Origin of the sequence: Ancylobacter novellus DSM 506, from assembly GCF_000092925.1 — a bacterium.
GTDB classification, from domain to species: Bacteria; Pseudomonadota; Alphaproteobacteria; order Rhizobiales; family Xanthobacteraceae; genus Ancylobacter; species Ancylobacter novellus.
The window spans coordinates 3800197-3826424 of record NC_014217.1 but is presented as its reverse complement, the minus strand read 5'-3'; the positions used below and the strand labels follow the sequence as shown (position 1 = coordinate 3826424).

Genomic DNA, 26228 nt, shown 5'->3' with positions numbered 1-26228 from the left:
CATTCACGGTGCGAATCTCCCCTCTTGAAGGACAGATTCGATTAATCTTGGTTAACGAGCGGTTAACCCGGTCGCGCCAAGGGTCCGGCCGCCCCGGCGGCGCGTCGCATACACCTACCCCACGGAGATTGCATGAGTATCGCAGAACCGTCGGCGCCCGCTTCGGCGCCAGCCTCCCCGAGCGTCCGCGACGCGCGGGAGGAGGACATGGCGGCCGTCACGGAGATCTACGCCCATCATGTGCTCAACGGCCTCGCCACCTTCGAGGAGGTGCCGCCCTCGCTCGCCGAGATGTCGCGCCGGCGCGCCGCCATCCTCGATCTGAACCTGCCCTATCTGGTCGCGGAGATCGAAGGCCGCATCGTCGGCTACAGCTACGCCACAAGCTACCGGCCGCGCCCCGCCTATCGCTACACGGTGGAGAACTCGATCTACATCGCCCCCGGCCAGCAGCGGCGCGGGATCGGGAGCGCCCTGCTCGATGCGTTGATCGCGCGCTGCTCCTCCGGCCCCTGGCGGCAGATGCTCGCGGTGATCGGCGACAGCGGCAATGCCGGCTCGCTGGCGGTGCACCGGCGTGCGGGGTTCCAGCCCGTGGGGACGCTGAGCTGCGTCGGCTTCAAGTTCGGCCGCTGGGTGGACACCGTGCTGATGCAGCGCCCGCTCGGGGAGGGCAGCGCGACGCTTCCCGCCTCGCCGGACCGTTCCGGGCGGTGATCGCCCGGAACGCGTGTCTCCCGCCGGTCACGTCGCGGCCGGGGCGGCGTCGTTCCGGCGCGCCCATTGCGACAGCAACACCGGCACGGTGAGCACCAGCCCCAGCAGCGAGGAATAGAGCTCCGGCGCCACCAGCAGCATGGCCGCCACGGCCAGGACGAGGCGTTCCCAGACGCGCAGATGGGTCAGCATCCATCCCGAGAAGGCGGCGCCCAGGCAGGTGATGCCGATGACGCAGCCGGCGAAGGCCAGCGCGAAATCGTGCCAGGTGAACCCCTTCGTCACGAGCAGCAGCGAGGGCGAGAACACGAAGACGAAGGGAACCAGCACCTTGCCCAGACCCAGGCGGAAGGCGGTGTTGCCGGTGCGGAACGGATCGGCATTGGCCATGCCGGCCGCTGCATAGGCGGCGAGGGCCACGGGCGGCGTGATGTCGGCTAGCACGCCGTAATAGAAGACGAAGAAATGCGCGACGAGCGGCTCGACGCCGAGCAGGCCCAGCGCCGGCGCGGCGATGGTCGCCATGATGATGTAGTTGGCGGTCGTCGGGATGCCGCATCCCATGAGGATGCAGACGATGCCGGTCATGATCAGGGTGAACAGCAGCGTCAGCGTCTGCGGCGCCACCAGCACCGCCGGCAGGACGGTGCCGATCCAGGCGGCCATGGCCGAGGCCGTCGAGGTGACGATGAAGGAGACCTTGAAGCCGACGCCGGTCAGCGTCACCACGCCGACGACGATGCCGACGGTGGCCGCCGCCGCACCGACCGCCAGCGCGTATTTGGCGCCGTCGCGCAGCCCCTCGGCGATGTCGCCGAGGCTCAGCCGGTTGCGCGGGTTGAGCAGGCGAACGGCGATGCACAGCGTGATGCCCCAGAAGGCGGCGAGATAGGGCGTGTAGCCGGCGAGCAGTATCGCGATCAGCACGACCAGCGGGATCGCGGTCGGCCAGTCGCGCTTCAGCGCCGCCTTCACGTCCGGCATCTCGTGCGGCTCGAGCCCGCGCAGCCCGCTGCGCTTGGCCTCGAAATGCACCTGCACCAGCACGCCGAAGAAGTGCATGAAGGCGGGCACGATCGCCGCCAGGATGATCGTCGTGTAGGGCAGGTTCAGGAACTCGATCATCAGGAACGCCGCGGCGCCCATGATCGGCGGCGTGATCTGCCCGCCGGTCGAGGCCGTCGCCTCCACCGCCGCCGCGAAGTTGCGGTTGTAGCCGAGGCGGATCATCGCCGGGATGGTGAGCGAGCCCACCGTCACCGTATTGGCGACGGAGGACCCCGAGATCATGCCGAACAGCGCCGAGCCGAAGATCGACACCTTGGCCGGCCCGCCGGCATAGCGGCCCGCCACCCAGGCGGCGCAGTCGAGGAAGAGCTGGCCGAGGCCGATGCGCGTGGCGAACACGCCGAACAGCACGAAGTGGAAGACGTAGGTCGCGACCACGCCGAGCGCGACGCCGTAAATGCCCTGCGTCGTCAGGTAGAGGTGGTCGACGAGCTGCGGGAAGCTGGCGCCGGGATGCACCAATATGCCCGGCATGTGCGGTCCCCACAGCGCATAGGCCATGAACAGCACCGCGATGATGGGCAGCGGCACGCCGAGCGAGCGGCGCGTCGCCTCCAGCAGCACCAGGATGAGCAGGCCGCCCAGCACCACGTCGAGCATGGTCGGGTTGCCGACCCGGAAGGCGAGGTCGTCGAGCGGGATGAGCGGGATGTGCATCACCGCGACCACGGCGACGATGGCCAGGACCCAGTCGGGCAGGCCGATGCCGAGCGGCCTCAGCAGGCCCGAGGCGGCGGGCTGCGTATAGCCGTGCCGCGAGGCGGGGAAGACGAGGAAGATGAGGCCGAGCACGAAGGACAGGTGAATGCCCCGGTGCATCGTCTCCTGCAGCAGGCCGAAGCCGGCCGTGTAGTAGTGGAACAGGGACAGGGCGACCAGCAGGCCGCCGACCAGATAGCCCGCTCCCGGCGCCAGCGGCCGGAAGCGGATCTCCGGGTCGTAGTGCTCCTCCAGCTCCCGTGCCTTGGCCTCGTCGAATTCGAGAGGTTTGCCATCGGACACGGGAGCCGCGCGCTCCTCGCCTGAGGTCATGACGCGACGCTTATTTCAGCACGCCGGCTTCCTTGTAGAAACGTTCCGCGCCGGGATGCAGCGGGATGCCGAGCCCGTTCGTCGCGTTCTTCAGCGTGATCATCTTGCCCTTGGCGTGGCCGGCGTCGAGGGCGGCGCGCGAGGCGTCGTTCCACAGCACCTTGACGATGTCGTAGACGAGCTGGTCGGGCTGCTTGGCGCTGGTGAGCCACTGCGCGTTGACCGAGATCGTCTCGGTCTCGCCGACATCCTTGTAGGTGCCGGCCGGCACCTTGTCCTTGGCGAAGAACTTGTACTCGCCGAGCAGCTTCTCGACCTCCGGCCCGGAGATCGGCACCAGCGCGATGCCCGAGGACGAGGCGAGCTCGGAGATGGCGCCGGTCGGGTAGCCGCCGACGAAGAAGAAGGCGTCGAGCGCGCCGTCGCGCAGCCGGTCGCCGGCGGGGCCGGGCTTGAGATATTCCGGCTTGATGTCCTTCTCGCTCAACCCATAGGCGGCGAGCACGATGCGCGCATCCACTAGCGTGCCGGAGCCCGGCTCGTCGAGCGCGACGCGCTTGCCCTTGAGGTCCTTCACCGACTTGATGCCGGAGGCCTTGGAGGCGACGAGGTGGATCGTCTCCGGATAGAGGGTGGCGATGATGCGCAGGTCCTCGACCTTGGGCTTGCCGTCATAGAGGCCCGTGCCGGTATAGGCCCAATAGGCGACGTCGGACTGGGAGAAGCCGGATTCCATCGCGCCGGACTGGATGCCGTTCACATTGGCGACCGAGCCGTTGGTCGCCATGGCGGTGGCGACGAGGCCGGGGACGCCCTTGTCGCCATTGCCGGAGATGGCGTTGGCGATGAGGCCGCCGATCGGATAGTAGGTGCCCGCCGTGCCGCCGGTGCCGATGCGGAAGAAGGCCGGCGTCTGGGCGAAAGCGAGGCCCGTGGCCGCGAGGCCCGCCGTGACCGCAAGCGCCGCGATGGCCGCCACAAGTTTCGATTTGCCGAAGAGCTTCATCACGTTCCCCTTGCTGCCATTTCCCGGGGCGCAGCATGGTCGAAGGACTCCGCCTTGTCGACCCGGTGCCGACGCCGGCCGGGTAATGACGTCGAACGGGGTCAAGGCGTCCACGGCCCGAGGCTCTCGGCCACCTCGGCGACGTGCTGCGGCCCGCCGAGCCCCATCCAGACCGCTACGGCGCAGGCGGCGAACAGCTTCTGCACCCGCATGTCGGTCTCGTCATAGATGTAGCGAGCCTGCGAGGCGGTGTTGAACATGCCGACCACCTCGCCCTTCCACATGACGGGGACATAGATCGAGCAGCCGACGCGGCCGGTCTTGATGATCTGGCGGAAGATCGGGTCCACATCGGTGTTCGGCACCACCGCCGCCTGCTTCGTCTGCACCGCGTGGCCCGGCCGGCTGTCGGTGACGGATATGCGGGCGCGGCCGAGGCCGAAATTGTCGGCGAAGACGATCATGTGGTCGCGGCTCGGGGCGATGAAGAAGCAGGCGGAGACGATGAACTGCGTCTCGCCGGGCTTGAGAGAGCCGGGCTGGTTCGGCATATCGGGATCGCCGAGCAGGCCGCGCGTGGCGTTGGTGAAGTGGCGCACGCCCTCTTCCGGGTCGGTCTCGCGCCAGGCGGCCTCGTTGGCGTCGTGCAGCACCGCGATGGCGCGGGCATGGAAATCGGCGGGACGGGTCATGAGGTTCACTCAGTGGCTGAAGCGGGCGGGATAGGTGTCGGCCGCGATCTCCATGCACTGGCAGCGGTGGTAGATGCGCTCGTAATAGGGCGAGATGCGCTCGACATCGGCCTCGGAGGCGGAGAGCTGCGGCTCGATGCGGGAATGCGCCTCGCGAATCTCCGCGATGATCGCCGCCTCGTCGATGCGGGTGAGCTTGCCGTCCTTCTCGATGATCTCGCCGTCGACCATGACGAGGTCGACCTCGGCGCGACCGGCGGAATAGACGAGCTGGTTCACCGCATTGTTGAGCGGGGCGAAGGGGATGGCGTCGAGCCGGTAGCCGACGATGTCGGCGGTGCGGCCGACCTCCACCGCGCCCAATTCCTTGTCGCGGCCGAGCGCGCGGGCGCCGCCCATGGTCGCGGCATAGAACGCCTCCTCGGCGCCGACCCAGTCGGTGTGCTCGCCGCGCAGCTTCTGCAGCAGCGCGGTCAGATAGAGCGCGTTCTGCATGTCGGTGCCCTCGATGGAGCCGCAGCCATCCGTGCCCATGGAGACGTTGACGCCCGCCTTGAGCAGCGCGCGCACCGGCGCGAGGCCGGAGCCGACCTTCAGGTTCGAGGGCGGGTTGTGCTGGATGGTGACGCCGGTGCGGGCGAGGATGTCGATCTCGCGCGGGTTCAGCCAGATGCCATGGATGAACGCCGTCTTCGGCTTCATGAAGCCGATGCGGTCGAGATACTCGATCATGGTCGAGCCGTAGAACAGATGGCCGGTGACCACCTGCATCCGCGTCTCCTGCACATGGATCATCAGCGGCAGGTCGAACTCGTCGGCCATGCGGCGCACGTCGAGCAGGAACTCCCGGGTGCAGCGCTGCGGCGCCGAGGGCGCGGCCATGTAGGCGACGCGGTTGGTCGAGGGGTGACGGCTGCGCGCCAGCCCGCGCACGAAGTCGAGCAGCTCGGCGCCGGAATACATGCGCGTGCCGTCGAGCTCGGTCAGCAGCTCCCTGGGGAATTCCTCGTCAACGAAGGGCACGGCGCGGAAGAACGGCCGGTCGAACAGGGTGATGCCGACATTGGCGCGGATGCCGATGTCCTCATAGGCCTGGAACACCTGCTCGACATGATCCGGGCGGATGCGCGGGCTCTGGTTGGTGTCGTCGCACAGCGTCGTGGTGCCGCTGCGCACCGCCTCGATGGCGCCGATCATGGTGCGCAGATAGACGTCGCGGGCGGTGAGCTCGATAGGCTTGAGCGGGCGGACATAGTTCATCCAGAGCTCGAGCGGCAGGTTGTCCTTGCGGCCCTTATAGAAGCCCTCATGGCTGTGGTGGTGGCCGTTGATCAGCCCCGCCGCGATGAGCAGGTCACGCCCGTCGATCACCGTCCCCGCCGCCGGCTCGCGTGCGCCGTGCGGGCGGATCTCGGTGATGGTGCGTCCGTCGATCTCGATGTCGACCGGGGCCGGCGTCGGGGTGGCGGCCTCGCCGATCAGCGCATGGCAGTTCACGATGGTGGTCTTCACGCGGCGTCTCCGGTGCTGGCTAGTTCGTTCGCGCGCGGCAGGGCCGGCAGGCGGCCCTCCTCGACGGCATGGCAGGCGACCTCCACCGCATCGACGCGGACCGGCCGTGGGCGCTCAAAGGCGCAGCGTTCATTGGCGAGCGGGCAGCGCGGATGGAAGGCGCAGCCCGAGGGCGGCGCGAGCGGGCTCGGCACCTCGCCGGACAGCCGGGCGCGGGCGCGGTTCGGCGCGCGCGGATCGGGCACGGTGTCGAGCAGCGCCCGCGTATAGGGATGGAGCGGGCGCGCGATGATCTGGGCGGCGTCGCCCTGCTCGACCAGCCGGCCGAGATACATCACCCCCATCGCCTCGGCCATGTGGGCGACGACGGCGAGGTTGTGCGAGATCAGGAGATAGGTGAGCCCCAGCTCGCGCTGGAGCTTCTTCATCAGATTGAGGATCTGCGCCTGCACCGAGACGTCGAGCGCCGAGGTCGGCTCGTCGCAGACGATGAAGGCCGGGTTCGAGGCCAGCGCGCGGGCGATGGAGATGCGCTGGCGCTGGCCGCCGGAGAACTGGTGCGGATATTTGCGCGCATCGGCCGGCGACAGGCCGACGGTCTCCAGGAGCTCGGCGACGCGCGCCTTCAGCGCCGCCCCGGGGTTCATCAGCGCGTGGGTCAGGATCGGCTCGGCCACGATGCGCCCGACCCGCCAGCGCGGGTTCAGGCTGGCATAGGGGTCCTGGAAGATCATCTGCAGATTGCGCCGATAGGGCATCGCGGCGTGGCGGGTGCGGAAGCCGGCGATGTCGACGCCCATGAAGGAGACGCTGCCGCCCGTCGGCGGCTGGATGCCGGCGATGGTGCGGGCGATGGTCGACTTGCCGCAGCCGGATTCTCCCACCAGCGCGAAGGTCGAGCCGCGTGCCACCTCGAAATCGACCTCCTCCACCGCGTGCACGGTGCGCCGCCCGACGCCGGTGAGGAGGCGCTTCAGCAGCGGCGGCGAAGCATCGAAGCGGACGGTGAGCCGGTCGACCGAGAGGAGCGTGTCCTTCGCCGCGCTCATGCCGCACTCCGCGCCGCAAGCCAGCAGGCGACCTGCGAGGCGCTGCGGGTGAATGTCGCGGGCCGCTCGGTGGCACAGCGTGCCAGCGCCTGCGGGCAGCGCGGATGGAAGGCGCAGCCCGGCACCGGCGCGTCCGGGCGCGGCATGGAGCCGGGGATCTGCGTCAGCTCGGCCTCGCGCCGGTGCATGTCGGGGATCGAGGCCATCAGCCCGCGCGTATAGGGATGCGCCGCCGCCGCGATCAGGCTCTCCGTCGGGCCGATCTCGACGAGGCGGCCGGCATACATCACCGCGACGCGGTCGGTGGCCTCGGCGATGACGCCCATGTCGTGGGTGACCAGCATGACGGCGGTGCCGCGTTCGCGGCACATGCGGCGCAGGAGGTCGAGGATCTGCGCCTGTATCGACACGTCGAGCGCCGTGGTCGGCTCGTCGGCGATGATCAGGCGCGGCTCGCAGCAGAAGGCGAGCGCCAGCACCACGCGCTGGCGCATGCCGCCGGACATCTCGTGCGGATAGCTTTGCAGCCGCTCGCGCGGCGCGGGGATGCCGACTTCCGCCAGCAGCCGCTCGGCGCGCGCGAGCGCCTCGACATGGGAGAGGTCGAGATGGGTCTGCATGGTCTCGACGAGCTGTTCGCCGATGCTCATCAGCGGGTCGAGGCTGGTCAGCGGATCCTGGAAGACGGCGGCGATCTCCTTGCCACGCAGGCCGCGCATTGCGTCCTCGCCCAGCGTGTCGATGCGCCGGCCGCCGAACAGGATCTCTCCGCCCGCCTGATAGGCCGGCCGCTCCAAGAGGCCGAGCACGGCGGTGCCCGTTACCGACTTGCCGGCGCCGGATTCGCCGACCACGCCGAGGATCTCGCCCTCGGCGATGTCGAAGGACACGTCGTCTATGGCGGTCAGCACGCGATGCCGCGCGGCGATCTCCACCCGCAGGTTCCGCACCGAGAGCAGCGCCGTCATGAGGCGAGCTTCGGGTTGAGCGCGTCGCGCAGCCAGTCGCCGAAGATGTTCACCGACAGCGACAGCAGCACCAGCAGCAGGCCGGGCAGCGCGCTGATCCACCAGTCGCCGGAGAATACGAACTCGTTGCCGATGCGCACCAGCGAGCCGAGCGAGGGCTGGGTCGGCGGCAGGCCGACGCCGAGGAAGGAGAGCGTCGACTCGGTCAGGATGGCCAGCGCCAGATTGATGGTGGCGATCACCAGCACCGGGCCGAGCACGTTGGGCAGGATGTGCGAGGCGAGGATGCGCGGCGTGCTGACGCCTGTGACCTTGGCCGCCAGCACATATTCGCGGCTGCGCTCCACCAGCACGAGGCCGCGCACCGTGCGGGCATATTGCACCCAGAAGGAGGCGGCGATGGCGGCGATGAGGATCGGCACGGCGAGCTGCTCGTGCAGCTCGCGCGGCATGGCGGTGCGGGTCACGCCGTCGATGAGCAGCGCGATGAGGATGGCGGGGAAGCTCAGCTGCACGTCTGCCGCGCGCATGATGACGGCATCGAGTATGCCGCCGAAATAACCGGCGACGAGACCGAGCAGCACGCCGGCGACGGCGGCCGCCGCCACGCTGGCGAGGCCGACCATCAGCGAGGTGCGCAGGCCGTAGAGCATGGCCGAGAGCATGTCGCGGCCCTGCGGATCGGTGCCGAGCAGATAATGGTCGCCGAACAAGCCCTCGCTGCCGGGCGGCAGCCGGGCATCGGCGGCATTGGCCGCGGCTGGATCGAAGGCGTCATAGGGCGCCAGAACCGGCGCGCCGAGCGCCGCCAGCAGCAGAGCGAGGCCGACCAGCGCCGCGAGGATCGCCACCGGCGAGCGACGGAAGCGCCAGGCGAGATCGCTGTCCCACCAGCCGCCGAGCGAACGCCGCATCTCGATGAAGGTCATGTCGCCCTCCTGAGGCCGCCGGCGCGCACGCGCGGGTCGATGGCGACATAGGCGAGGTCCACCGCGAGGTTGATCACGGCGAAGCACAGGGCGATCAGCACCAGATAGGCGGCGAGCAGCGGCACGTCGGCGAACTGGATCGCCTGGATCACGAGCAGCCCAAGGCCCGGCCACTGGAACACCGTCTCGACGATGATGGAGAAGGCGAAGACGTTGCCGAATTGCAGGCCGATCATGGTCACGACGGGGACGAGGGTGTTGCGCAGCGCGTGGCGGTACTCGATCGCCCGCGGCTTCAGCCCCCTTGCCCGGGCGAAGCGGATGAAGTCGGTGCGCATCACCTCCAGCATCTCGGCCCGCGCCAGCCGCATGATCAGGGCGAGCTGGAATATCCCGAGCGTGACGCTGGGCAGCACAATGGCGCGCAGGCCGCTCGTGGTGAGCAGCCCGGTGCTCCAGCCGCCGATCCGCACCACCTCGCCGCGCCCGAAGGAGGGCAGCCAGCCGAGCCAGACCGAGAAGAACAGGATGAGCGCGATGCCGATCAGGAAGGTCGGCAGTGCCACCCCGATCAGCGAGGCGGCGAGCAGCATCTGCGAGGCCCAGTGGTCGCGGTGCAGCGCGGTCCACACGCCGAGTGGCACGCCGAGGCCGGTGGCGATCAGCATGGAGATCAGCGCCAGCTCCAGCGTCGCCGGGAAGCGCTCGGCGATCAGCGTCGCGACCGGCTGGCCGAAGCGGTAGGACATGCCGAAATCGCCGGTGAGCGCATTGCCGACGAAGCGGGCGAACTGGACGACGAAGGCATCGTCCAGCCCGAGCGCGGCGCGCATCGCCTCGCGGTCGGCGAGGCTGGCGCTCTGGCCGAGCATGTTGTTCACGGGATCGCCGACATAGCGGAACAGCGAGAAGCTGACGAAGGCCGCGACCAGCAGGACGAGGATGGTCTGTCCGAGCCGGCCCAGAACGAAACTCATGTCGCGGCCTCCTTAATGCGGGGTCAGTCGAGGCTGACCCATTTCAGTTCGAGGCTGTCGTCGGAGCGCAGCACCACGTTCACGCCCTTGCGCACGCCCCAGGCGAGGCCCGCCTGATGCACCGGGATGTGGCCGTAATCCTCCTTGTCGAGGGTCATGGCCTCGAAGATCATCGCGTTGCGCTTGGCGGGGTCGACCTCGACCTCGATCTTCTGCGTGAGTTCGTCGACTTTCGGGTTGGAGTAGTTGCCGACATTGTAGGTGCCGACCTTGTCGACCGGCGTGTTCATGGTGTCCTGCAGCGTCGAGTGGGCGTCGTAGCTCAGCGGCTGCCAGCCGATCATGGCGAAGGAGGTGTCGCGGCCGAGCACCTTCTCGAAGAACTTGGTGCGGGTCTGGGCGTTCAGCGTCACCTTCAGCCCGACGCGGCCGAGCATGCCGACGATGGCCTGGCAGATGCGCTCGTCATTCACGTAGCGGTCGTTGGAGCAGTCCATGGTGAAGGAGAAGCCGTTGGGATAGCCGGCCTCGGCCAGCAGCTTCTTGGCGGCTTCCGGATCATAGGGCGCGGCGCGGGTGTCGAGTTTGGGGTCGTAGCCGTTGATGCCCGGTGCGATCATGGTGCCGGCGATGTGCGAGGTGCCGCCCATGATGCGGTCGCGGATCGCATTCATGTCGATGGCCTGATAGATCGCCTGACGGACGCGCTTGTCCTTCAGCGGGTTCTTGCCCTTCGCGTCGGAGTTCTGCAGCTCGTCGCGGTGCTGGTCCATGGCGAGCATCATGGTGCGCAGCTCGGAACCCTTGAGCACCTTGGTGGCGTCGTTGCCTTCGATGCGCGCGACGTCCTGCTGCGGTACCGGATAGACCATGTCCACCTCGCCCGACAGCAGGGCGGCGACGCGGGTGGCATCGGACTGGATCGGCGTGAACACGACCTTGGAGACGTTGGACTGCTTCTCGCCCCACCAGTTCGGGTTGGGCACGAGCTCGGTCTTCACGCCGGCCTGACGGCTCGCGATCGTGAAGGGGCCGGTGCCGTTGGCGTTGGTGGTGGCGAAGTTCTCCACCTTCGCCTTCACGCTCGCCGGCGCGGAGGCGCCGTTCTTCTCCGCCCACGCCTTGCTCATCATGTAGGTGGAGGTGATCTGAACGGGGAGGATCGGGTTCGGCTTCGCCATGACGAGGTCGACCGTGTAGTCGTCGACCTTCTTCATGTCGGTCACCGAGGCCACCGTATAGGCCATGTCGGAGCCGTCCTTCTTCACCCGCTGCAGCGAGAAGATGACGTCGTCGGCGGTGAAGGGCGTGCCGTCGGCGAACTTGACGCCCTGGCGCAGATGGAAGCGCCACACATTGGGCTCCGGCTGCTCCCATTTGGTGGCGAGCGCCGGCACCAGCTCGAGGTTCTTTCCGCGCCCGACGAGGGGCTCATAGACCTGGCCGAGCCAGGAGAGCGTGAAGGTCTCGGCCAGCGCGTGCGGGTCGAGCGAGGCCGGATCGACGCGGTAGGCGTAGCGGAAGGTCTTGCCCTCCGCTGCCGCGGCGGACGTCGGGAGGAGCGCCGGCGCGGCGACGAGGAAGGCGGCGGACAGCGCGGTGGTCAGCAAAAGGGGCAAGCGCATGACACGGCTCCTGGAAGGATTTTTGAATTCATTATCGAGGCAAAAGTCTGCAACAACTAAGTGTCCGCTTAAATGCCAAATAGTAGGCAGCAAGCCGCGTGTCCGCCCCGCGCGCTGCCGAGCGGCGCGCCACTCTCTGCATGATAACTGAGCAGAATCGTTTGTTTGAAAGCGATCTCGCGGATTGACGAAAGCCGACAGTCAGGGCAAGACCTAGGAGGAGCGGCGCGGCACGGCAGGAATGCGGGCTCGCGGCGAGAAGTCGGTCACAGCTTCGGTCGAGTCATTTTTGAATGCAAAATGTCGTTCCCTTCCCCCGGCACCTGATCGGCATGCTGACGCCCTCGTCGAATACCGTGCTGGAGCCCTACACCTCGCTGATGCTGGAGCCGCTGTTCCCGCGCGTCTCGGCGCATTTCGGCCGCTTCCGGGTGACGCGGATCGCGCTGGACGACGACGCCTCCGACCAGTTCCGACAGGAACCGATCCTCGCCGCCGCCGAGTTGCTGGCGGATGCGCGCACCGACGTCATCGCCTGGAACGGCACCTCGGCGAGCTGGCTCGGCTTCGACACCGATGAGCGGCTCTGTGCCGGGATCAGCGCGCGCACGGGGGTGAGGGCGACGAGCTCGATCCTCAGCCTCAACCGCCTCATCACTGAACGCGGCGTGAAGCGGCTCGCTCTGGTCACGCCCTACACCGACGATGTCGGCGAGCGCATCGTCGCCAATTACGCCTCCATCGGCGTCGAGGTGGTCGCCGGCGCCCATTGCGGCATGTCGGACAATTTCTCCTTCGCCGAGATAACGGAGGAGCGCATCGGCGACATGTGCGCGGATGTCGCCGCGGCGGCGCCGGACGCCATCGCCATCGTCTGCACCAATATGCGCGGCGCGCTGGTCGGCGCCGAGGTGGAACGCCGACTAAGCATCCCGGTCTATGATTCCGTCAGCACCACGCTGTGGGGCTGCCTGCGGGCGCTGAACATGCCAACAGCCTCGCTCGCCCGCTTCGGCTCGATGTTCGCCGCGCCGCTCGATCCCATGGCGCTTCCGGCGGAGTGAAATGATGACCGCGCTCGCACAGGCGACGGAGACGGCGGCGGAGACCGGCACGCTGCACGAGCAGATCGTCGCCAAGCTGCGCGGCGTGCTGCTCGATGGCGAGCTCGGCGACGGCGCGCGCATCCCGGAGGCGCAGCTCTGCCTGCGCTTCGGCATCTCCCGCACGCCGCTGCGCGAGGCGCTCAAGGTGCTCGCCGCCGAGGGCTTCGTCGAGCTGCGGCCCAATCGCGGCTCCATCGTCGCGCCGATCGATCCGGTCGAGGTCGCGCATGTCTTCGAATTGAAGGGTGCGATCGAGCACACGATCGGCCGGCTCGCCGCGGTGCGGGCAACGCCGGAGGACCGCGCGCGGATCGAGCAGGCGCATGCCGAACTGGGCGCCCATCCCGATCCCGCCGCCTATACGGCGCTGAACCAGGAATTCCACCGCGCGCTCGCCGAGGCGGCGCATAACCCAGTCCTCCTGCAGACCTATGACAACCTGCAGAAGCGGGTGCTGCGGCTGCGCTTCGTGGTCAATGAGAACCCGACGCGCGTGGCGCAGTCCTTCGTCGAGCACGAGAACATCATGGTCGCCTTCCGTGCCGGCGCGCGGCTCGACCTCGCCGAGCGGCTGGAGGAACACAACCGCCTTACCGGCGAGGCGGTGATGCGCATGCTGAAGGGCGAAGGCGCCTGAAATCGCCGGCCTGCAGTCTGACCCGTAATTCCATTCTCCCTCATCCCCGCGCTTAATCCGGGGATCCAGCCTTTCCACCGGGTATCCGATCCCCTGGGTGGCAGGAACTCGGGCTTGCCCGAACTCCTCATGAGGAGATCGAAGTCGGCAGATGCCGACTTCGGGCCAAACCCGGTCCTAAGAGCGAGAGGATGGCTGTCGCCGAACCAGACTGAATGACGGGTCGACCGCCCAAATGGCGGATCGAATCTTGGGCAATGCCTGCCCAAGCGGCATTCAGCGGCCGCCTTCGGCCCTAAAAATATCCATCAGAACAAAGCATTGGCTCCGATGGGGGAAGGCCAATGAATCGGCTTTACGACCCTCTCTGTGCCTCTCAAACTAAGTAAGTACTTAATTGTTATCGCTCCTGCCGGCGGAGCGATCGAACCGACCGCGAGCACGCAGCGATGACCCAACGCTCGACGACACCGAAAGCCATTTTCGTCGAAGGCCCGCGCGACTTCGCCCCCGCCGACATCGCCGCCATCGAGGAGGCGCGCGATGTCGTCCTCGCTGTTGCCGGCATGCCGCTGGATATCTGAGAGGAGCCTGCGCCGATGGACCTGATCATACGGAACGCCCGCCTGCCAAATCAGCCCGGCCGCACGGTCGACATAGGGATTCAGGCCGGGCGCATCGCGGTGATCGAGACGGGCCTCGCCGCCGAGGGCGAGGAGCTCGACGTCGGCGGGCGCCTCGTCTCGCCGGGCTTCGTCGAGACCCACATCCATCTCGACAAGTCCTGCATCCTCGACCGCTGCCAGTCCACGCGCGGCGACCTGCCCGAGGCGATCGGCGAGGTCGCCAGGGCCAAGGCCGCCTTCACACCTGAGGACGTCTATGCGCGGGCCAAGCGCACGCTGGAAAAATGCCTGATGCAGGGCACGACCCACATGCGCACCCATCTCGAGGTCGATCCCGGCATCGGCCTGCGCGGCCTCGAAGGGGTCCTGCCGCTGATCGAGGAATATCGCTGGGCCATCGACATCGAGATCTGCGTCTTCCCGCAGGAAGGCCTTCTCAACAATCCCGGCACCGACGAACTGATGGTCGCGGCGCTGAAGAAGGGCGCGCGGGTGGTAGGCGCGGCGCCCTACACCGACAGCAGCCCGCACGGCCAGATCGACCGGGTGTTCGAGATGGCGCGCGAGTTCGACGTCGACATCGACATGCATCTCGATTTCGGCCCGACCGCCGACAGCCTCGACCTCGACTATGTCTGCGAGCTGGCGGAGCGCTATCGCTGGGGCGGACGCACCGCCATCGGCCATGTCACCAAGCTGGCGGCGGCGAGCCCGACCCGCTTCGACGCGGCGGCACGGCGCATGCGCGATGCCGGCGTGGCGCTGACCTGCCTGCCCTCGACCGATTTGTTCCTGATGGGCCGCGACTGCGACTGCAACCAGCCGCGCGGCGTCACCCATACGCACAAGCTGCTCCACCATGGCGTGAATTGCTCGCTGTCGACCAACAACGTGCTGAACCCGTTCACGCCCTTCGGCGACTGCTCGCTGGCGCGCATGGCGAACCTCAACGCCAACATCTGCCATATCGGCGCCACCGACGACATCCGCGAATGCTTCAACATGATCACCGAGCGTTCCGCCCGGCTGATCAACGCCCGCGACTACGGGCTCGCCGCCGGCAAGTCGGCTGACTTCGTCGTGCTCGACTGCCTGACCAGCGAGGCGGCGGTCGCCGAGCTCGCCCCGGTCCTGTTCGCCTACAAGCGCGGACGACGCACCCTGACGCGGCCCGCCGCGACGCTGCATCGCCCGCCGCTCAACTGAGTTCCCCGCATGCCCGCAGACAATTACGACCGGCCACCGGCCGACCCCTTCGGCGCCTTCTGCCACGAGAACCATGTCGCCGGCCCGGCTATCGGCGACGGCCCGCTTTCGGGGCTGTCCTTCGCGATCAAGGACGTGTTCGACGTCGCCGGCAGCTGCACCGGCTTCGGGCACCCGACCTGGCTCGCTACGCATACGGCGGCGACGCAGACGGCTGCGGCGGTGACGCGCCTGCTCTCCACGGGCGCCGCGCTGCGCGGCCGCACGATCAGCGACGAGCTCTGCTACTCGCTGTCGGGCGAGAACTTCCACTACGGCATGCCGGTCAATCCGGCCGCGCGCGAGCGGCTGCCGGGCGGCTCGTCCAGTGGCTCGGCCGTGGCGGTCGCCGCCGGTCAGGTGGATTTCGCCATCGGCACGGATTGCGGCGGCTCCGTGCGCGTGCCGGCGTCCTATTGCGGGCTGTTCGGCCTGCGCCCGACCCATGGCCGGGTGTCGCTGGAGGGCGTCTCGCGCTTCGCGCCGCGCTTCGACACGGTCGGCTGGTTCGCCCGCGATGCCGCGCTGCTGAAGCGCGTGGGCGAGGTGCTGCTGGGCTCGACGGCGCCGCAGGGCTTCGACCGCGTGCTCGTCGCCACCGATGCCTTCGAGCAGTGCGATCCGCAAGCGCGCGCGTTGCTGGAGAAGGCGGTGGAGCGGCTCGGCTCGCCGTCACCGCTCCACCTGAGCCCGATCGGGCTCGATCGCTGGCTCGACACCTTCCGCACCTTGCAGGCGTGGGAGGTCTGGCAATCGCTTGGCGGCTGGATCAACCAGACGCGCCCGAGCTTCGGCGACGGTGTCGGCCAGCGGCTGGCGGCGGCCGAGCAGGTCGGCAGGGCCGATGCCGAGGCCGCCCGGCAGCGTGCCGACGCCATTGCTTTGGAACTGGACGAGGCCATCGGCGACGGACTGGTCCTCCTGCCGACGACGCCGGGTGCGCCGCCGCTGCGCGCCACCGCCTCCACCGAGATCGAGAACGCCTATCGCTACCGCGCCATGCAGCTTCTCTGCCCGGCCGGGCTCGGCGGCCTGCCGCAGCTCACCATTCCCGTGGGAACGGTGGACGGCGCGCCGGTAGGATTGTCGATCATGGCGCGACGCGGCAAGGATATGGACCTGATGGATCTGGCGGCGAAAGCCTTCGCCGACCTGCCGACCGCGCCGGGCACATGATGAGAGCGACGAAATCAGGGGCCGAGGCGCCAGAGGACGAAGCCGGCGCCTCGCCCGCGCCGGCGCCCGCGAAGCGCCGCGGGGCGGGCAAGCGCAATGCCGCCGTCACGCGCCAGCGCATCCTCGAGGTCGCCATGGCGGAGTTCGCCGAGCACGGCTTCAGCGGCAGCCGGATCGAGCGCATCTGCGCCGGCGCCGACATCAATGTCGGCATGATCTACCACTATTTCGGCAACAAGGATGACCTCTACCTCGCGGCGCTGGAAGCCTCCTACAAGGTCATCCGCGACCGCGAGCAGACGCTCGACGTCGACGCGGCCGAGCCAATGCTGGCGCTGAAGGCGCTGGTCGAGCTGACCTTCGACTTCCTCAGCACCGACCCGCATTTCGTCCGGCTGATCATGAACGAGAACCTGATGATGGGCCGCACCGCGCGGCGCTCGTCCACCATCCCGCACATGACGCGCCCGCTGCTGGATTCGCTGCGCACCATCCTCACGCGCGGCCAGAAGGAGAAGGTATTCCGCAGGAACATCGACGCCGAGAACCTCTATGTCTCGATCCTCGGCCTGTGCTTCATCCACGTCTCGAACCGCTACACGCTCAGCAGCATGTTCCAGCACGATTTCTCCGAGGCGGACTGGCTGGCCAAGCGCAAGCTCACCGTCGTCGACGTGGTGACGAGCTACATCGCCGACCGGAGCGGCGGGTGAGCGCCGCCCCGCTCCGCCGGCGTCACGATGTCGGCGCCTCGAACGCCTTGATGAGCGCGTCGGCGATATCGGGCACCACCTGCGCCAGCACTGCCTCGCCCTTCGCCGCCGAGGCGGCCTTCGCCGAGGAGAGCACGCCCGTCGGCGGGATCGGCCGCGTGTCGAAGGGGTAGATGTCGTAGGGCGGGAAATCCGCCGCCGGATCGTCGGGGATCAGCTCTTCCCGCACGAGGTCGGGGCGGATGTGCAGCATGACGGAGGTCTCCATCACCGCCGCATGCTCCAGCTCCCAGCTCGGGAAGCCGTCCGGGAACAGCACCTTCTCGGTCGCCTTGGTGATGAATTCCCAATAGCCGAGCTTGACGATCCGCACATCCGTGCGCCCCAGCATCGCCTGGTCGCGCAAGGCGAGGTCGGCGGCCTCGACGAGGAACCACTGGTTCTCCATGTGGCCGTCGAACAGCACGATGCGGCGCACGCCGTGCCGCACCAGCTCGTTGACGATGTTGCGCACCAGCCCGATCAGCACGCCCGCGTCGAGGCTCAGCGTGCCGGGGAAATGGTTGCCGCCGCCGGATTTCGGCTGCGACTTGTAGCCATAGGCCACCGGCGGCGCGACGAGGCCGCCGACGCGATCGGCCACCTGCTGGGCGACCGCGAGCGGCAGCAGCGTGTCGGTCGCCAGCGGCAGATGCGGGCCGTGCTGCTCGACCGAGCCGATCGGCAGGAAGACGATGGGGTCTTCCTTCACGCGCTCGGCGAAGTCGTACCAGGTGAGGTCGGCGATGAGGGTGCTGGCCATCTCAGTAGTTCCCCGCCGGAGTGGACGGCCACATGTCGCTATTGCCGACGAGACGGTGCACGCCGATGTCGATCTGGTTGCAGCGGCGGTGGATGGCGTCGAAATACGGCTCGAACGCCTGGTTCGCCCGCTCCACGCCCGAATGATACTCGTTGAAGCCCGGCATCGCCGCCCGCAGCTCGGCGAGCAGCGCGGCCTCGTCGATCTTGGTCAGGCGGCCGTTCTCGACCACGATCTCCCCGTTCACCATCACCTTCTCGATGGAGGAGCCGTTCTCGCTGTAGACGAGGTGGTTGAGGATGTCGTGGCGCGGGGTGAAGCACACCGTGTCGAGATTGATGATCAGCAGGTCGGCCTTCTTGCCGGCCTCCAGCGAGCCGGTCTCGTGGCCGATCAGCGCGCTGCGAGCGCCGGCGAGGGTGCAGGCGTGCAGCACCTCGGCGGAGCTCAGCCACTGCTTGTAGTCGGGCGTGGTGACCTTGTGGATCAGTCCGCAGGCATGCATCACGTCGAACATGCGCGGCGTGTCGTTGGTGGAGATGCCGTCCGAGCCGAGCGCGACGTTGACGCCGGCGTCGAGCAGCTGGCGCACCGGGGCGACGCCGGCACCGAGCTTCTGGTTGGAGATGGTGTTGTGGACGATGGAGACGCCCGCCTCGCCCATCAGCGCGATGTCGTCGGGCGTCACCCAGATGGAATGGGCGATGGTGGTGCCGGAATGCATGAGGCCGAGATCGGCCATGTAGCGCATCAGCGTCTTGCCATACATGGCCGGTCCGGTGACGCCCTGCACCTTGGTCTCGACGATGTGGGTGTGGAACGGCACCTTCCATTCCAGCGCCAGCTCGTTCACCGCCTGCATCAATTCGGCCGTGCAGCGCTGCGGCGCGGACGGGGCGAGCATGAAGCGGATGCGGCCGGAGCGGCCATGGAAGGCGGCATAGGCTTCCCTCGCGAAGGCGATGTATTCGTCCGTGGTCGGCGGGGTGAGCTTGGCGACCTCGGCCTGCAGCTCGGCCGGCACGTGCTCGCGCGAGAAGGGGATGGAATCGAGGAAGTCCTTGTCCATCACATGGCCGGAGACGGTGGCGCGGATGCCGGCATCGTCATAGGCCTGTACGGCGGCGCCGAGCTGCGACAGCGACTGGCGCGGCGCCTCGAAGATGTCGTCGGTCAGGCAGGTGACGCCGGTCTTCAGCGACTCGATGGCGACCACCATGGAGCGCAGATAGATCATGCGCTCGGACAGCCCCTTGGCGCCGAGGATCGGATAGGCGTAGAGCATCCACAGTTCGAGTGGCAGGTTATCGTAGCGGCCCTTGAACAGCGCCTCGCCGGAATGAAGGTGCGAGTTGATCAGGCCGGGCATCACCAGCTTGCCGGCGCCGTCGATGATGGTCGCGCCCTCCGGCACGGCGAGGCCGGTGCCGATCTCCCTGATGCGGTCGCCCTCGACGAGCACGTCGCCGACGAAAGGTGTGCTGCCTGTTGCGCCGCCCATGGCCAGCACGGTGGCGCCGCGGATGAAGGTCGACATCGGGTCACTCCATAGTAAGGCTGAAAGGGTGGTCAGGCCGGCAGGAAGAAGCCCTCGGCCTGCGGCCAGCGGGCGAAGACGGCCTGCCCCGGGCTGAGCGGCGTGTTCTCGATCTGGTGCAGCGAGCGCTGGACGCGCAGCTCGGCGCCGCCGGCGGTCTCCAGGAAGACGGTGACGGAGGAGCCGACGAATTCGAGCGTGACGACGCGCGCCTCGACCTCGTTCCCCGTCCCGGAAGGCGCCGGCGCGAGGTCGATGCGGTCGGCGGCCACGACCAGCGTCACCGCCTGCCCGTCGAGGATTTCGAAATCGCTCGGGCGCGGGGCGAGGGCGCTGCCGAAGGCGCCTTCCACCCGCACCACACCCTCGCCGGCATCGGACGCCGTGCCGGAGAACAAATTGTTGCCGCCGACGAACTCGGCGACGAAGCGGTTGGATGCGCGGCGGTAGATCTCGCGCGGCGCGCCGATCTGCTGCACCCGCCCCTCGCTCATGATCACCACGCGGTCGGCCATGGCGAAGGCTTCCGAATGGCTGTGGGTGACGCAGACGAAGGTGATGCCGAGCTCGCGGTGCAGGCGCACCAGCTCCGCCTGCATGCGCACCCGCAAATGCGGGTCGAGCGCGGAGAGCGGCTCGTCGAGCAGCAGCATCTCCGGCTCCAGCGCGAGGGCACGGGCCAGCGCCACGCGCTGGCGCTGGCCGCCGGAAAGCTGGTCGACGCCGCGATCGGCGAAGCCGGCGATGCCGAGCCGCTCCATCCATTCCATCGCCTTGCGGCGACGGTCGGCCGCCGGCAGGCCGCGCTGCTTGAGGCCGAACTCGACGTTCTTCACCACCGAGAGGAAGGGGAATAGCGCGTAGTTCTGCCAGACGAGCGGCGCCTCGCGCTCCCAGGGGGCGTCCTCATTGATGCGCCGGCCCCACAGGCGGATCTCGCCCTCGCTCGGCGTATCGAGGCCGGCGATCATGCGCAGCGTCGTGGTCTTGCCGCAGCCGGAAGGGCCCATCAGCGCGATGAACTCGCCCTTCTCGATGGTGAAGGAGACGTCGGCGACCGCGACGGTCTCGCCATAGCGCTTGGCGACGCGGTCGATCTCCAGCATCGGCGCGGCGGTGGCTCCCGTCATGGTTCAGGCTTCCTTGGCGTTGCGGCGGCCGCTCCGCCCCAGAAGCATCTGGGCGGCGACGACCAGGGTCATCGAGACGGCGAAGACGAGGGCGCCGATGGCGTTGATGCGCGGGCTCACTTGCCCCTGCAGCATGGCGAGCACGCGCACGGGGAGGGTCTCGTTCACGCCTGAGACGAACCAGGCGATCATGAACTCGTCGAAGGAGACCGCCGCGGTCAGGAACACCGAGGCTAGGATCGCCGGCAGGCAGAACGGGATGACGACGCCGGTGATGGTCGCCCAGGGCGTGGCGCCGAGATTCCACGCCGCGCGCTCGATGTCGGGATCGAGGTCGGCGAGGCGCATGCGCACCAGCGCCATGGCGAAGGGCGCAGCCAACACCACATGGCCGACGGTGATGCCGGTGAGCGTGCCGGAGAGGCCGATGCGCCCCTCGAAGGTCAGCATGGCCACCCCGAGTATGACCACCGGCACGGTCGGCGGCAGGGCGACGATGGAGATGTAGGCCATCTTGCCGAAGAAGCGGTAGCGGTAGTCGACATAGGCCGCGGCGAAGCCGAGGAAGGTGGCGATGGCCGAGGTCGCCACCGCCACGATCAGGCTGTTCATCAGCCCGCGCTGGATGGAGGCATCGGCGAAGATCGCCTCGTACCATTGCAGGCTGAAGCCACCCCAGGGCAGGCTGGGGAAGCGGTCGGCGTTGAAGGAGAACACCACCGTCGAGACGATGGGCGCGAAGATGAAGACGAAGACCAGCGCGGTGTAGAGCACCAGCAGCGCGCGGCGGGAGGTCGAGGCGTTCATCGCCGTGCTCCCTTGCGGCCATAGGCGAGCGCCAGCATCGCCGTCATCACGATGATCAGCGTGACGATCATCACCACCGCGACCACCGAGGCGCGCGGCCAGTTGTTGCCGGACTTCACCTGGTCGGCGATGAGGATGGAGAGCGTCGGCGGCTTGGAGCCGCCGAGATAGACCGGCGCGACGTAGTCGCCGAAGGCCAGCACGAAGGCGAAGGTGGCGGCGACGATCAGCCCGACGCGTGCGGACGGCACGATGACGGTGAGGATGGTCCGCAGCCGCCCGCAGCCGAGATTGTGCGCCGCCTCGACGAGCGTGCGCGGCACGTTGCCGAGCGCGAAGGTCTGGAGCAGCACGACCAGCGGCAGGGTGAGCACGAGATAGCCGACCACCGTGCCCGTCGGGCTGTTCAGCACCGAGACCGGGCCGAGGCCGAGCGGCTCGATCACCGCATTGATGATCCCCTGCGGGCTGAAGAAGATCTGCGTCGAGTAGATGCGGACGGGATAGGAGGTGAAGAACGGCACCACCAGCATGAAGACGAGGAAGCGCCGCGTCGCCGGCTTCAACAGGAACGCCATGGCGTAGGAGGCCGGGAAGGCGACGAAGCTGGCGAGCAGCGCCGTCAGCCCGGCGAGCCAGAAGGTGTAGATGTAGGCGTTGCGGAAGAAGCCGGCGTTGAGGATGAAGATCCAGTTGGCCAGCGTCGCGTCCGGGGTGAGCCGGAAGCTCTTCACCGACCAGAAGGTCATGGCGACGAGGAAGCCGAGCGGCACGACGAAGAACGCCAGCTGCCAGAGAAGCGGCGGCAGGCTCCAGAACGCGGCGAAGCGTAGCCGGCTCGCCTTCGCCGAGGCGGAGGGCGGCAGCGTCGGGACGGGGGAGGCGTCGGACATGGCCGGCTCGCAGGCTGATTCGGGTCAGGCAAGGACCGGGCGGAGGCAGCGCCCCCACCCGGCCGCTTCTCACATCGACTTGAATTCGGACCAGGCGTCGTTCCAGGTCTCGATGCTCTGCTTCACCGGCGTCTGGCGGATGAAGATCTTGCCGTCCTTGTATTCGTCCATGACGTTGCGCGCGTCATAGGTGTGGCGCAGCGCCTTGGCCTCGGCGGCGTGGTCCTTGATGAGGATGTCCCAGCCCTTCTTGTTGGGGATGGACGCCCAGTAGGAGGGCAGCAGCGCCGAGCGCGCCTGGCCTTCCGGCGAGGAGGCGTACTGGATGAAGGCCTTGGCGAGGTCCTTCTTGGTCGAGGACGAGACGATGGACATCGATTCCGTCCACTGGATGCCGCCCTCGTCCGGCACGGTGGCGGAAACCGGCACGCCGTTCTTCTGCAGCAGCAGCACGACCCAGTCGCCGACGCCGGGGATCGCCGCGGCGGTGCCGTTGGTCAGCATGGAGAACTGGTCGGCCATGGAATAGAAGCCCGAGGCCTGCGGCTTCAGCGAGAACATCGTCTCCTTCAGCTTGTCGAAGGCGGCGTCGGAGATGTCGAAGGGCGGCTTGTTGCCGTTGTAGAGGCTGAGGCAGCCCATGGTCGGCAGGTACCAGTCGAAGAAGCCGACCTTGCCCTTGATCTTCGGATCCCAGAGCACCTTGTAAGACTTCACGTCGGCTTCCGAGAGCATGTCGGTGCGGTAGGCGATGCCGAGATAGCCGAAGCGGATGAGCACCGAATAGAGGTCCTCGCCCACCCAGTGCGGGGCGAACTTCTGGAAGTCCGGCCAGTAGTCGGCGAGCGGGTAGTCGGCCGGGTCCATCTTGTCGATGAAGCCGCCTTCCTTGAGCATGTGGATGTATTCGGCGTCGGCCAGCACCACGTCGAAGGAGCCGGGAGGCGACTGGTTCATCAGCGCCAGCATCGGCTCGCCGCCGACATATTCCTTGGCGACGACCTTGCAGCCGTACTTCTCCTCGAACGGCTTCACGAAGGCCGGGTCGCCATGGCCGGGCCAGCTCAAGAGGTTCAGTACCTTATCCTGCGCATAGGCGGGCTCCGGGGCGCTGGAGGCGCCGACGGCGGCCGCGCCGGCGAGCGCGCTGGCGCCCTGCAGGAAGCGGCGGCGGTTGAGCATGGGAAGCAGCGCGCGGAAGTCCGTTATCTTTCCGTCGAACTCGTTCATTGACGATGGCTCCATCTGGAAGGTTCTTATTGGGGGGTCTTGCCAGCCTTCTCAGCCGGCGCGGCGAAGCGTCGGCACGTCACTGGAAGGCGTTGAAGGAGGGCGAGGCTGCCCATTCGTCGAGCACTTCGCGCGCTTCGGAGGCGAGAAGACGTTCGGCAGGAAGCGTGCGCTGCTCCACCTCGGACCGAACCATCTGCTTCAGCGGCTCGAGGTCGAAGCCGATCTCGGTGCAGTCCTTCAGCGTGTTCGCGTAGTACATCCGCGAAATCTTCGCCCAGAACATCGAGGCGACGCACATCTCGCAGGGCTCGCAGGTGGTGTAGAGCTCGCAGCCGGAGAGGTCCCAGCTCTTGAGCCGGCGGCCGGCGTCGCGGATCGCCTCGACCTCGCCATGCGAGGTGGCGTCGTGGTTGTTGACGACATTGTTGACGCCCTCGCCGACGATCACCCCGTCCTTGACGATGACGCAGCCGAAGGGCGCCGAGCCGTCGGAACGCATCTTCTCGCGGCTGATCTCGATGGCGCGGCGCATGAAGGCTTCGGGCGTGCTCATTGGAGAACCTCGCTCTGGGTTTGGCGCGGGAAGGGCGGGATGAGATCGATTTCGGGCCGCATCCGCTCGACGGCGGCGGCGACGCGCACCACGTCGGCCTCGCCGAGGGAGCGGCCGACGACCTGCAGGCCGACCGGCATGCCGTCCGCGTCGAGGCCGGCGCAGACGGCGGCGGCGGGCTGGCCGGTGAGGTTGAACGGGTAGGTGTAGAACACCCAGCTCACCAGGTTGCGGTCGGAGAGGTGCGCGGGCATGTCGAGCCCGGCGTCGAGCGAGGAGACCGGCAGCACCGGAGAGACGAGCGCGTCATAGCGCTCGAAGAAACGGCGCATCTCCTCGCGCAGCGCGTAGCGAGCGAAGACGGTCTCGTAATAGGCGCGCATCTCCTGCCCGAGCGCGGCTTCCAGCACTACGGCGACGGACGGATCGAGCAGGTCGCGCTGGTTCTCGACCACGCTGCGCAGGCGGGTGCCGACGCCGGCATAGAATTCGGCGATCCAGAGTTCGGCGGGGTCGGTCTCGAAGACGGTCTCGACCTCCTCCACCACGGCGCCGAGATCGGACAGGCGCTCCACCGCCGCCTTGGTGACGCGCAGCACCTCGGGCGAGGGGCGGGCATAGCCGAGCGTCGGGCTCCAGGCGATGCGCATGCCCTCGATGGGCTGCGTCACCGCCGCCTCGACATCGGGCACCGGGCCGGCGACGCTGAACGGGTCGCGCGCGTCATGGCCGGCGATGGCCGAGAACAGCAGCGCGGCGTCGTCCATATCGCGGGCGATGGGCCCGACATGGGCGAGCGTCGGCGTCGCCGAGGTAGGCCAGACCGGCACGCGGCCGAACTGCCCCTTCAGCCCGGCGAGGCCGGAGAAGGCGCAGGGGATGCGGATCGAGCCGCCGCCATCGGTGCCGAGCGCGAAGGGCGTGATGCCGGCGGCGACCGAGGCCGCCGCGCCGGCGCTGGAGCCGCCGGGGGTCTTGGCGAGGTTCCAGGGATTGCGGGTGATGCCGGTGAGCGGGCTGTCGCCGACCGGCTTGCAGCCGAACTCGCTGGTCGTGGTCTTGCCGATGAGGATGGCGCCCGCCGCCTTCGCCCGCTCCACCGCCGGCGCATCGACGCTGGCGACATTGTCGGCCATGGCGCGCGAGCCGGAAGCGTAGCGCGCGCCCCTCACCGCCATCAAATCCTTGGCGGAGAAGGGGATTCCGTGCAGCGGGCCGAGGGTCTCGCCGCGCATCACCGTCGCTTCGGCCTCGCGCGCGGCCGCCATCGCCTCTTCCTCGAAGATGAGGAAGAAGGCGTTGAGGCTCGCCTGCGTGGCGGCGGCCGTATCGAGGGCGGCGCGGGTGAGCTCGACCGGGGAAAGCTCCCGGCGCGCGACGCGGTCACGCGCCTCGCGGGCACCCATGCGGACAAAGGGGGTTCTCATGGCCGCGGCTCCTCAGCAAGAAGCGGGCCGGGCGGCGAGGCCTCCCGGCCGCCTTGCGTCAATCGACGAGGGCGAAGGCACGCACCGGGGAGCCGGAGCCGCCCTTGAATTTCAGCGGCACGCCGAAGAACTGGACCTCGCCCTTGCCGACCAGCTCCTCCAGATTGACCAGCCATTCCCAGTGGCTGATACCGAGGTCGCGGCACAGGCGATGCTGGGCGAAGATGTTGTCGGTCGGCTTGTCGGTGGACGGTCCCTCGACGCCGTGCATCTTCGATCCGCGCTCATGGAGCCAACGCGTCGCCTCGGCGGTCAGCAGCGGGTTCTTCCAGACGGAATCGAGGCCGGGATAGTTGCGCTGGTGGAAGCCGGTGCAGAGCAGGACGATGTGGCCGTCGATCTTCACGCCGGCCTTCTTCTCCGCTTCCTCCATGTCGGCGACGGTGATCTCGCCGAGGTCCGGGATATGGCGCAGGTCGAAGCACACGGCCTTGCCCATGAACATCTCCAGCGGCATCTCGTCGACCGGCGCCCCGTCCGGGTTCACGTGGCGATAGGCGTCCACATGGGTGCCGACATGGTCGATCATGGCGATGAAGTTGGTCTGGAAGGTCATGGCGTCGCCGGGCACGCCCAGGCCGAACGCCTTGGAGCTCTCATGGCTCAGATGGGTGGTGATGACCGGCCGCTGGAAGAGCTTGTGGGCCGGCATGTTGTCTTCGATGAGCAAGCTCAGGTCGACGACGCGAGACATGGTCACTCCTTGCA

General features: G+C 68.1%; 25 protein-coding genes. 7 read left to right on the top strand and 18 right to left on the bottom strand.

The window, feature by feature from the left end:
- Positions 1-132: 132 nt before the first annotated feature.
- A complete protein-coding gene (locus tag SNOV_RS18010; RefSeq protein ID WP_013168399.1) occupies positions 133-717 on the top strand; it encodes a GNAT family N-acetyltransferase in 585 nt (194 codons plus the stop codon).
- Positions 718-744: 27 nt separating this feature from the next.
- On the opposite strand, the gene SNOV_RS18005 is transcribed toward SNOV_RS18010, so the two are convergent.
- The 9 genes from SNOV_RS18005 to SNOV_RS17965 form a co-directional block, all read right to left on the bottom strand.
- Positions 745-2817 carry a TRAP transporter permease gene (locus SNOV_RS18005; RefSeq protein WP_013168398.1) on the bottom strand — a complete coding sequence of 691 codons (2073 nt, stop codon included), beginning with the start codon at positions 2815-2817 and terminating at the stop codon, positions 745-747.
- 10 nt (positions 2818-2827) lie between these two features.
- Positions 2828-3823, bottom strand: a complete 996-nt coding sequence (locus tag SNOV_RS18000; RefSeq protein WP_013168397.1) for a TAXI family TRAP transporter solute-binding subunit — start codon at positions 3821-3823, stop codon at positions 2828-2830.
- Between the two features lie 101 nt (positions 3824-3924).
- Positions 3925-4515: a GAF domain-containing protein gene (locus SNOV_RS17995; protein WP_013168396.1), complete on the bottom strand. Its 591-nt coding sequence runs from the start codon at positions 4513-4515 to the stop codon at positions 3925-3927.
- A gap of 9 nt (positions 4516-4524) precedes the next feature.
- Positions 4525-6027: an amidohydrolase family protein gene (locus SNOV_RS17990; protein ID WP_013168395.1), complete on the bottom strand. Its 1503-nt coding sequence runs from the start codon at positions 6025-6027 to the stop codon at positions 4525-4527.
- Complete coding sequence (locus SNOV_RS17985; protein WP_013168394.1) at positions 6024-7076, bottom strand: ABC transporter ATP-binding protein; 1053 nt, start codon at positions 7074-7076, stop codon at positions 6024-6026. Before SNOV_RS17985 ends, SNOV_RS17990 begins: the two co-directional genes overlap by 4 nt.
- A complete protein-coding gene (locus SNOV_RS17980) occupies positions 7073-8044 on the bottom strand; it encodes an ABC transporter ATP-binding protein (protein ID WP_013168393.1) in 972 nt (323 codons plus the stop codon). The genes SNOV_RS17985 and SNOV_RS17980 overlap by 4 nt, the downstream gene beginning before the upstream one ends.
- Positions 8041-8973, bottom strand: a complete 933-nt coding sequence (locus SNOV_RS17975; protein WP_013168392.1) for an ABC transporter permease — start codon at positions 8971-8973, stop codon at positions 8041-8043. Before SNOV_RS17975 ends, SNOV_RS17980 begins: the two co-directional genes overlap by 4 nt.
- Complete coding sequence (locus SNOV_RS17970; RefSeq protein ID WP_013168391.1) at positions 8970-9950, bottom strand: ABC transporter permease; 981 nt, start codon at positions 9948-9950, stop codon at positions 8970-8972. The genes SNOV_RS17975 and SNOV_RS17970 overlap by 4 nt, the downstream gene beginning before the upstream one ends.
- Before the next feature lie 23 nt (positions 9951-9973).
- Positions 9974-11575 carry an ABC transporter substrate-binding protein gene (locus tag SNOV_RS17965; RefSeq protein WP_013168390.1) on the bottom strand — a complete coding sequence of 534 codons (1602 nt, stop codon included), beginning with the start codon at positions 11573-11575 and terminating at the stop codon, positions 9974-9976.
- A gap of 293 nt (positions 11576-11868) precedes the next feature.
- On the opposite strand from SNOV_RS17965, the gene SNOV_RS17960 reads away from it, so the two are divergent.
- From SNOV_RS17960 to SNOV_RS17940, 6 genes are all read left to right on the top strand, one after another.
- Entirely contained in the window at positions 11869-12639 is a 771-nt protein-coding gene (locus tag SNOV_RS17960) for a maleate cis-trans isomerase family protein (protein WP_013168389.1), read from the top strand.
- A 4-nt stretch (positions 12640-12643) separates the two neighbouring features.
- Positions 12644-13318, top strand: a complete 675-nt coding sequence (locus SNOV_RS17955) for a GntR family transcriptional regulator (protein WP_041783634.1) — start codon at positions 12644-12646, stop codon at positions 13316-13318.
- A 449-nt stretch (positions 13319-13767) separates the two neighbouring features.
- Entirely contained in the window at positions 13768-13902 is a 135-nt protein-coding gene (locus SNOV_RS24285) for a hypothetical protein (protein WP_272481026.1), read from the top strand.
- 15 nt (positions 13903-13917) lie between these two features.
- Positions 13918-15150, top strand: a complete 1233-nt coding sequence (locus tag SNOV_RS17950; protein ID WP_013168387.1) for an amidohydrolase family protein — start codon at positions 13918-13920, stop codon at positions 15148-15150.
- A 9-nt stretch (positions 15151-15159) separates the two neighbouring features.
- Positions 15160-16365, top strand: coding sequence for an amidase (locus SNOV_RS17945; RefSeq protein ID WP_013168386.1), 1206 nt, complete (start codon positions 15160-15162; stop codon positions 16363-16365).
- Entirely contained in the window at positions 16362-17078 is a 717-nt protein-coding gene (locus SNOV_RS17940) for a TetR/AcrR family transcriptional regulator (RefSeq protein WP_013168385.1), read from the top strand. The genes SNOV_RS17945 and SNOV_RS17940 overlap by 4 nt, the downstream gene beginning before the upstream one ends.
- A 22-nt stretch (positions 17079-17100) precedes the next feature.
- Here the strand turns inward: SNOV_RS17940 and SNOV_RS17935 are convergent, their stop codons facing one another.
- The 9 genes from SNOV_RS17935 to SNOV_RS17895 form a co-directional block, all read right to left on the bottom strand.
- Positions 17101-17880 carry a creatininase gene (locus SNOV_RS17935; RefSeq protein ID WP_013168384.1) on the bottom strand — a complete coding sequence of 260 codons (780 nt, stop codon included), beginning with the start codon at positions 17878-17880 and terminating at the stop codon, positions 17101-17103.
- 1 nt (position 17881) lies between these two features.
- Complete coding sequence (locus tag SNOV_RS17930; protein WP_013168383.1) at positions 17882-19417, bottom strand: amidohydrolase family protein; 1536 nt, start codon at positions 19415-19417, stop codon at positions 17882-17884.
- Positions 19418-19449: 32 nt separating this feature from the next.
- Positions 19450-20547 (bottom strand): ABC transporter ATP-binding protein, encoded by a 1098-nt coding sequence (locus tag SNOV_RS17925; protein WP_013168382.1) that lies wholly within the window; start codon positions 20545-20547, stop codon positions 19450-19452.
- Positions 20548-20550: 3 nt separating this feature from the next.
- Positions 20551-21354 carry an ABC transporter permease gene (locus SNOV_RS17920; protein ID WP_013168381.1) on the bottom strand — a complete coding sequence of 268 codons (804 nt, stop codon included), beginning with the start codon at positions 21352-21354 and terminating at the stop codon, positions 20551-20553.
- The gene (locus SNOV_RS17915) at positions 21351-22247 is read right to left on the bottom strand and encodes an ABC transporter permease (RefSeq protein WP_013168380.1); all 897 of its coding nucleotides are present in this window, start codon (positions 22245-22247) and stop codon (positions 21351-21353) included. The genes SNOV_RS17920 and SNOV_RS17915 overlap by 4 nt, the downstream gene beginning before the upstream one ends.
- A 69-nt stretch (positions 22248-22316) precedes the next feature.
- Positions 22317-23477: an ABC transporter substrate-binding protein gene (locus SNOV_RS17910; protein ID WP_013168379.1), complete on the bottom strand. Its 1161-nt coding sequence runs from the start codon at positions 23475-23477 to the stop codon at positions 22317-22319.
- 79 nt (positions 23478-23556) lie between these two features.
- On the bottom strand, positions 23557-24033 hold the full coding sequence (locus SNOV_RS17905) for a nucleoside deaminase (protein ID WP_013168378.1): 477 nt from the start codon (positions 24031-24033) through the stop codon (positions 23557-23559).
- Positions 24030-25460 carry an amidase gene (locus SNOV_RS17900; protein ID WP_013168377.1) on the bottom strand — a complete coding sequence of 477 codons (1431 nt, stop codon included), beginning with the start codon at positions 25458-25460 and terminating at the stop codon, positions 24030-24032. Before SNOV_RS17900 ends, SNOV_RS17905 begins: the two co-directional genes overlap by 4 nt.
- 58 nt (positions 25461-25518) lie before the next feature.
- Entirely contained in the window at positions 25519-26214 is a 696-nt protein-coding gene (locus SNOV_RS17895; RefSeq protein WP_013168376.1) for a cyclase family protein, read from the bottom strand.
- Positions 26215-26228 lie beyond the last annotated feature (14 nt).

Coding starts and splice junctions, on each gene's coding strand:
- SNOV_RS18010 (WP_013168399.1), top strand. CDS start 133: ATGAGTATCGCAGAACCGTCGGCGCCCGCTTCGGCGCCAGCCTCCCCG.
- SNOV_RS18005 (WP_013168398.1), bottom strand. CDS start 2,817: ATGACCTCAGGCGAGGAGCGCGCGGCTCCCGTGTCCGATGGCAAACCT.
- SNOV_RS18000 (WP_013168397.1), bottom strand. CDS start 3,823: ATGAAGCTCTTCGGCAAATCGAAACTTGTGGCGGCCATCGCGGCGCTT.
- SNOV_RS17995 (WP_013168396.1), bottom strand. CDS start 4,515: ATGACCCGTCCCGCCGATTTCCATGCCCGCGCCATCGCGGTGCTGCAC.
- SNOV_RS17985 (WP_013168394.1), bottom strand. CDS start 7,076: ATGAGCGCGGCGAAGGACACGCTCCTCTCGGTCGACCGGCTCACCGTC.
- SNOV_RS17980 (WP_013168393.1), bottom strand. CDS start 8,044: ATGACGGCGCTGCTCTCGGTGCGGAACCTGCGGGTGGAGATCGCCGCG.
- SNOV_RS17975 (WP_013168392.1), bottom strand. CDS start 8,973: ATGACCTTCATCGAGATGCGGCGTTCGCTCGGCGGCTGGTGGGACAGC.
- SNOV_RS17970 (WP_013168391.1), bottom strand. CDS start 9,950: ATGAGTTTCGTTCTGGGCCGGCTCGGACAGACCATCCTCGTCCTGCTG.
- SNOV_RS17965 (WP_013168390.1), bottom strand. CDS start 11,575: ATGCGCTTGCCCCTTTTGCTGACCACCGCGCTGTCCGCCGCCTTCCTC.
- SNOV_RS17960 (WP_013168389.1), top strand. CDS start 11,869: ATGCAAAATGTCGTTCCCTTCCCCCGGCACCTGATCGGCATGCTGACG.
- SNOV_RS17955 (WP_041783634.1), top strand. CDS start 12,644: ATGACCGCGCTCGCACAGGCGACGGAGACGGCGGCGGAGACCGGCACG.
- SNOV_RS24285 (WP_272481026.1), top strand. CDS start 13,768: ATGACCCAACGCTCGACGACACCGAAAGCCATTTTCGTCGAAGGCCCG.
- SNOV_RS17950 (WP_013168387.1), top strand. CDS start 13,918: ATGGACCTGATCATACGGAACGCCCGCCTGCCAAATCAGCCCGGCCGC.
- SNOV_RS17945 (WP_013168386.1), top strand. CDS start 15,160: ATGCCCGCAGACAATTACGACCGGCCACCGGCCGACCCCTTCGGCGCC.
- SNOV_RS17940 (WP_013168385.1), top strand. CDS start 16,362: ATGATGAGAGCGACGAAATCAGGGGCCGAGGCGCCAGAGGACGAAGCC.
- SNOV_RS17935 (WP_013168384.1), bottom strand. CDS start 17,880: ATGGCCAGCACCCTCATCGCCGACCTCACCTGGTACGACTTCGCCGAG.
- SNOV_RS17930 (WP_013168383.1), bottom strand. CDS start 19,417: ATGTCGACCTTCATCCGCGGCGCCACCGTGCTGGCCATGGGCGGCGCA.
- SNOV_RS17925 (WP_013168382.1), bottom strand. CDS start 20,547: ATGACGGGAGCCACCGCCGCGCCGATGCTGGAGATCGACCGCGTCGCC.
- SNOV_RS17920 (WP_013168381.1), bottom strand. CDS start 21,354: ATGAACGCCTCGACCTCCCGCCGCGCGCTGCTGGTGCTCTACACCGCG.
- SNOV_RS17915 (WP_013168380.1), bottom strand. CDS start 22,247: ATGTCCGACGCCTCCCCCGTCCCGACGCTGCCGCCCTCCGCCTCGGCG.
- SNOV_RS17910 (WP_013168379.1), bottom strand. CDS start 23,477: ATGAACGAGTTCGACGGAAAGATAACGGACTTCCGCGCGCTGCTTCCC.
- SNOV_RS17905 (WP_013168378.1), bottom strand. CDS start 24,033: ATGAGCACGCCCGAAGCCTTCATGCGCCGCGCCATCGAGATCAGCCGC.
- SNOV_RS17900 (WP_013168377.1), bottom strand. CDS start 25,460: ATGAGAACCCCCTTTGTCCGCATGGGTGCCCGCGAGGCGCGTGACCGC.
- SNOV_RS17895 (WP_013168376.1), bottom strand. CDS start 26,214: ATGTCTCGCGTCGTCGACCTGAGCTTGCTCATCGAAGACAACATGCCG.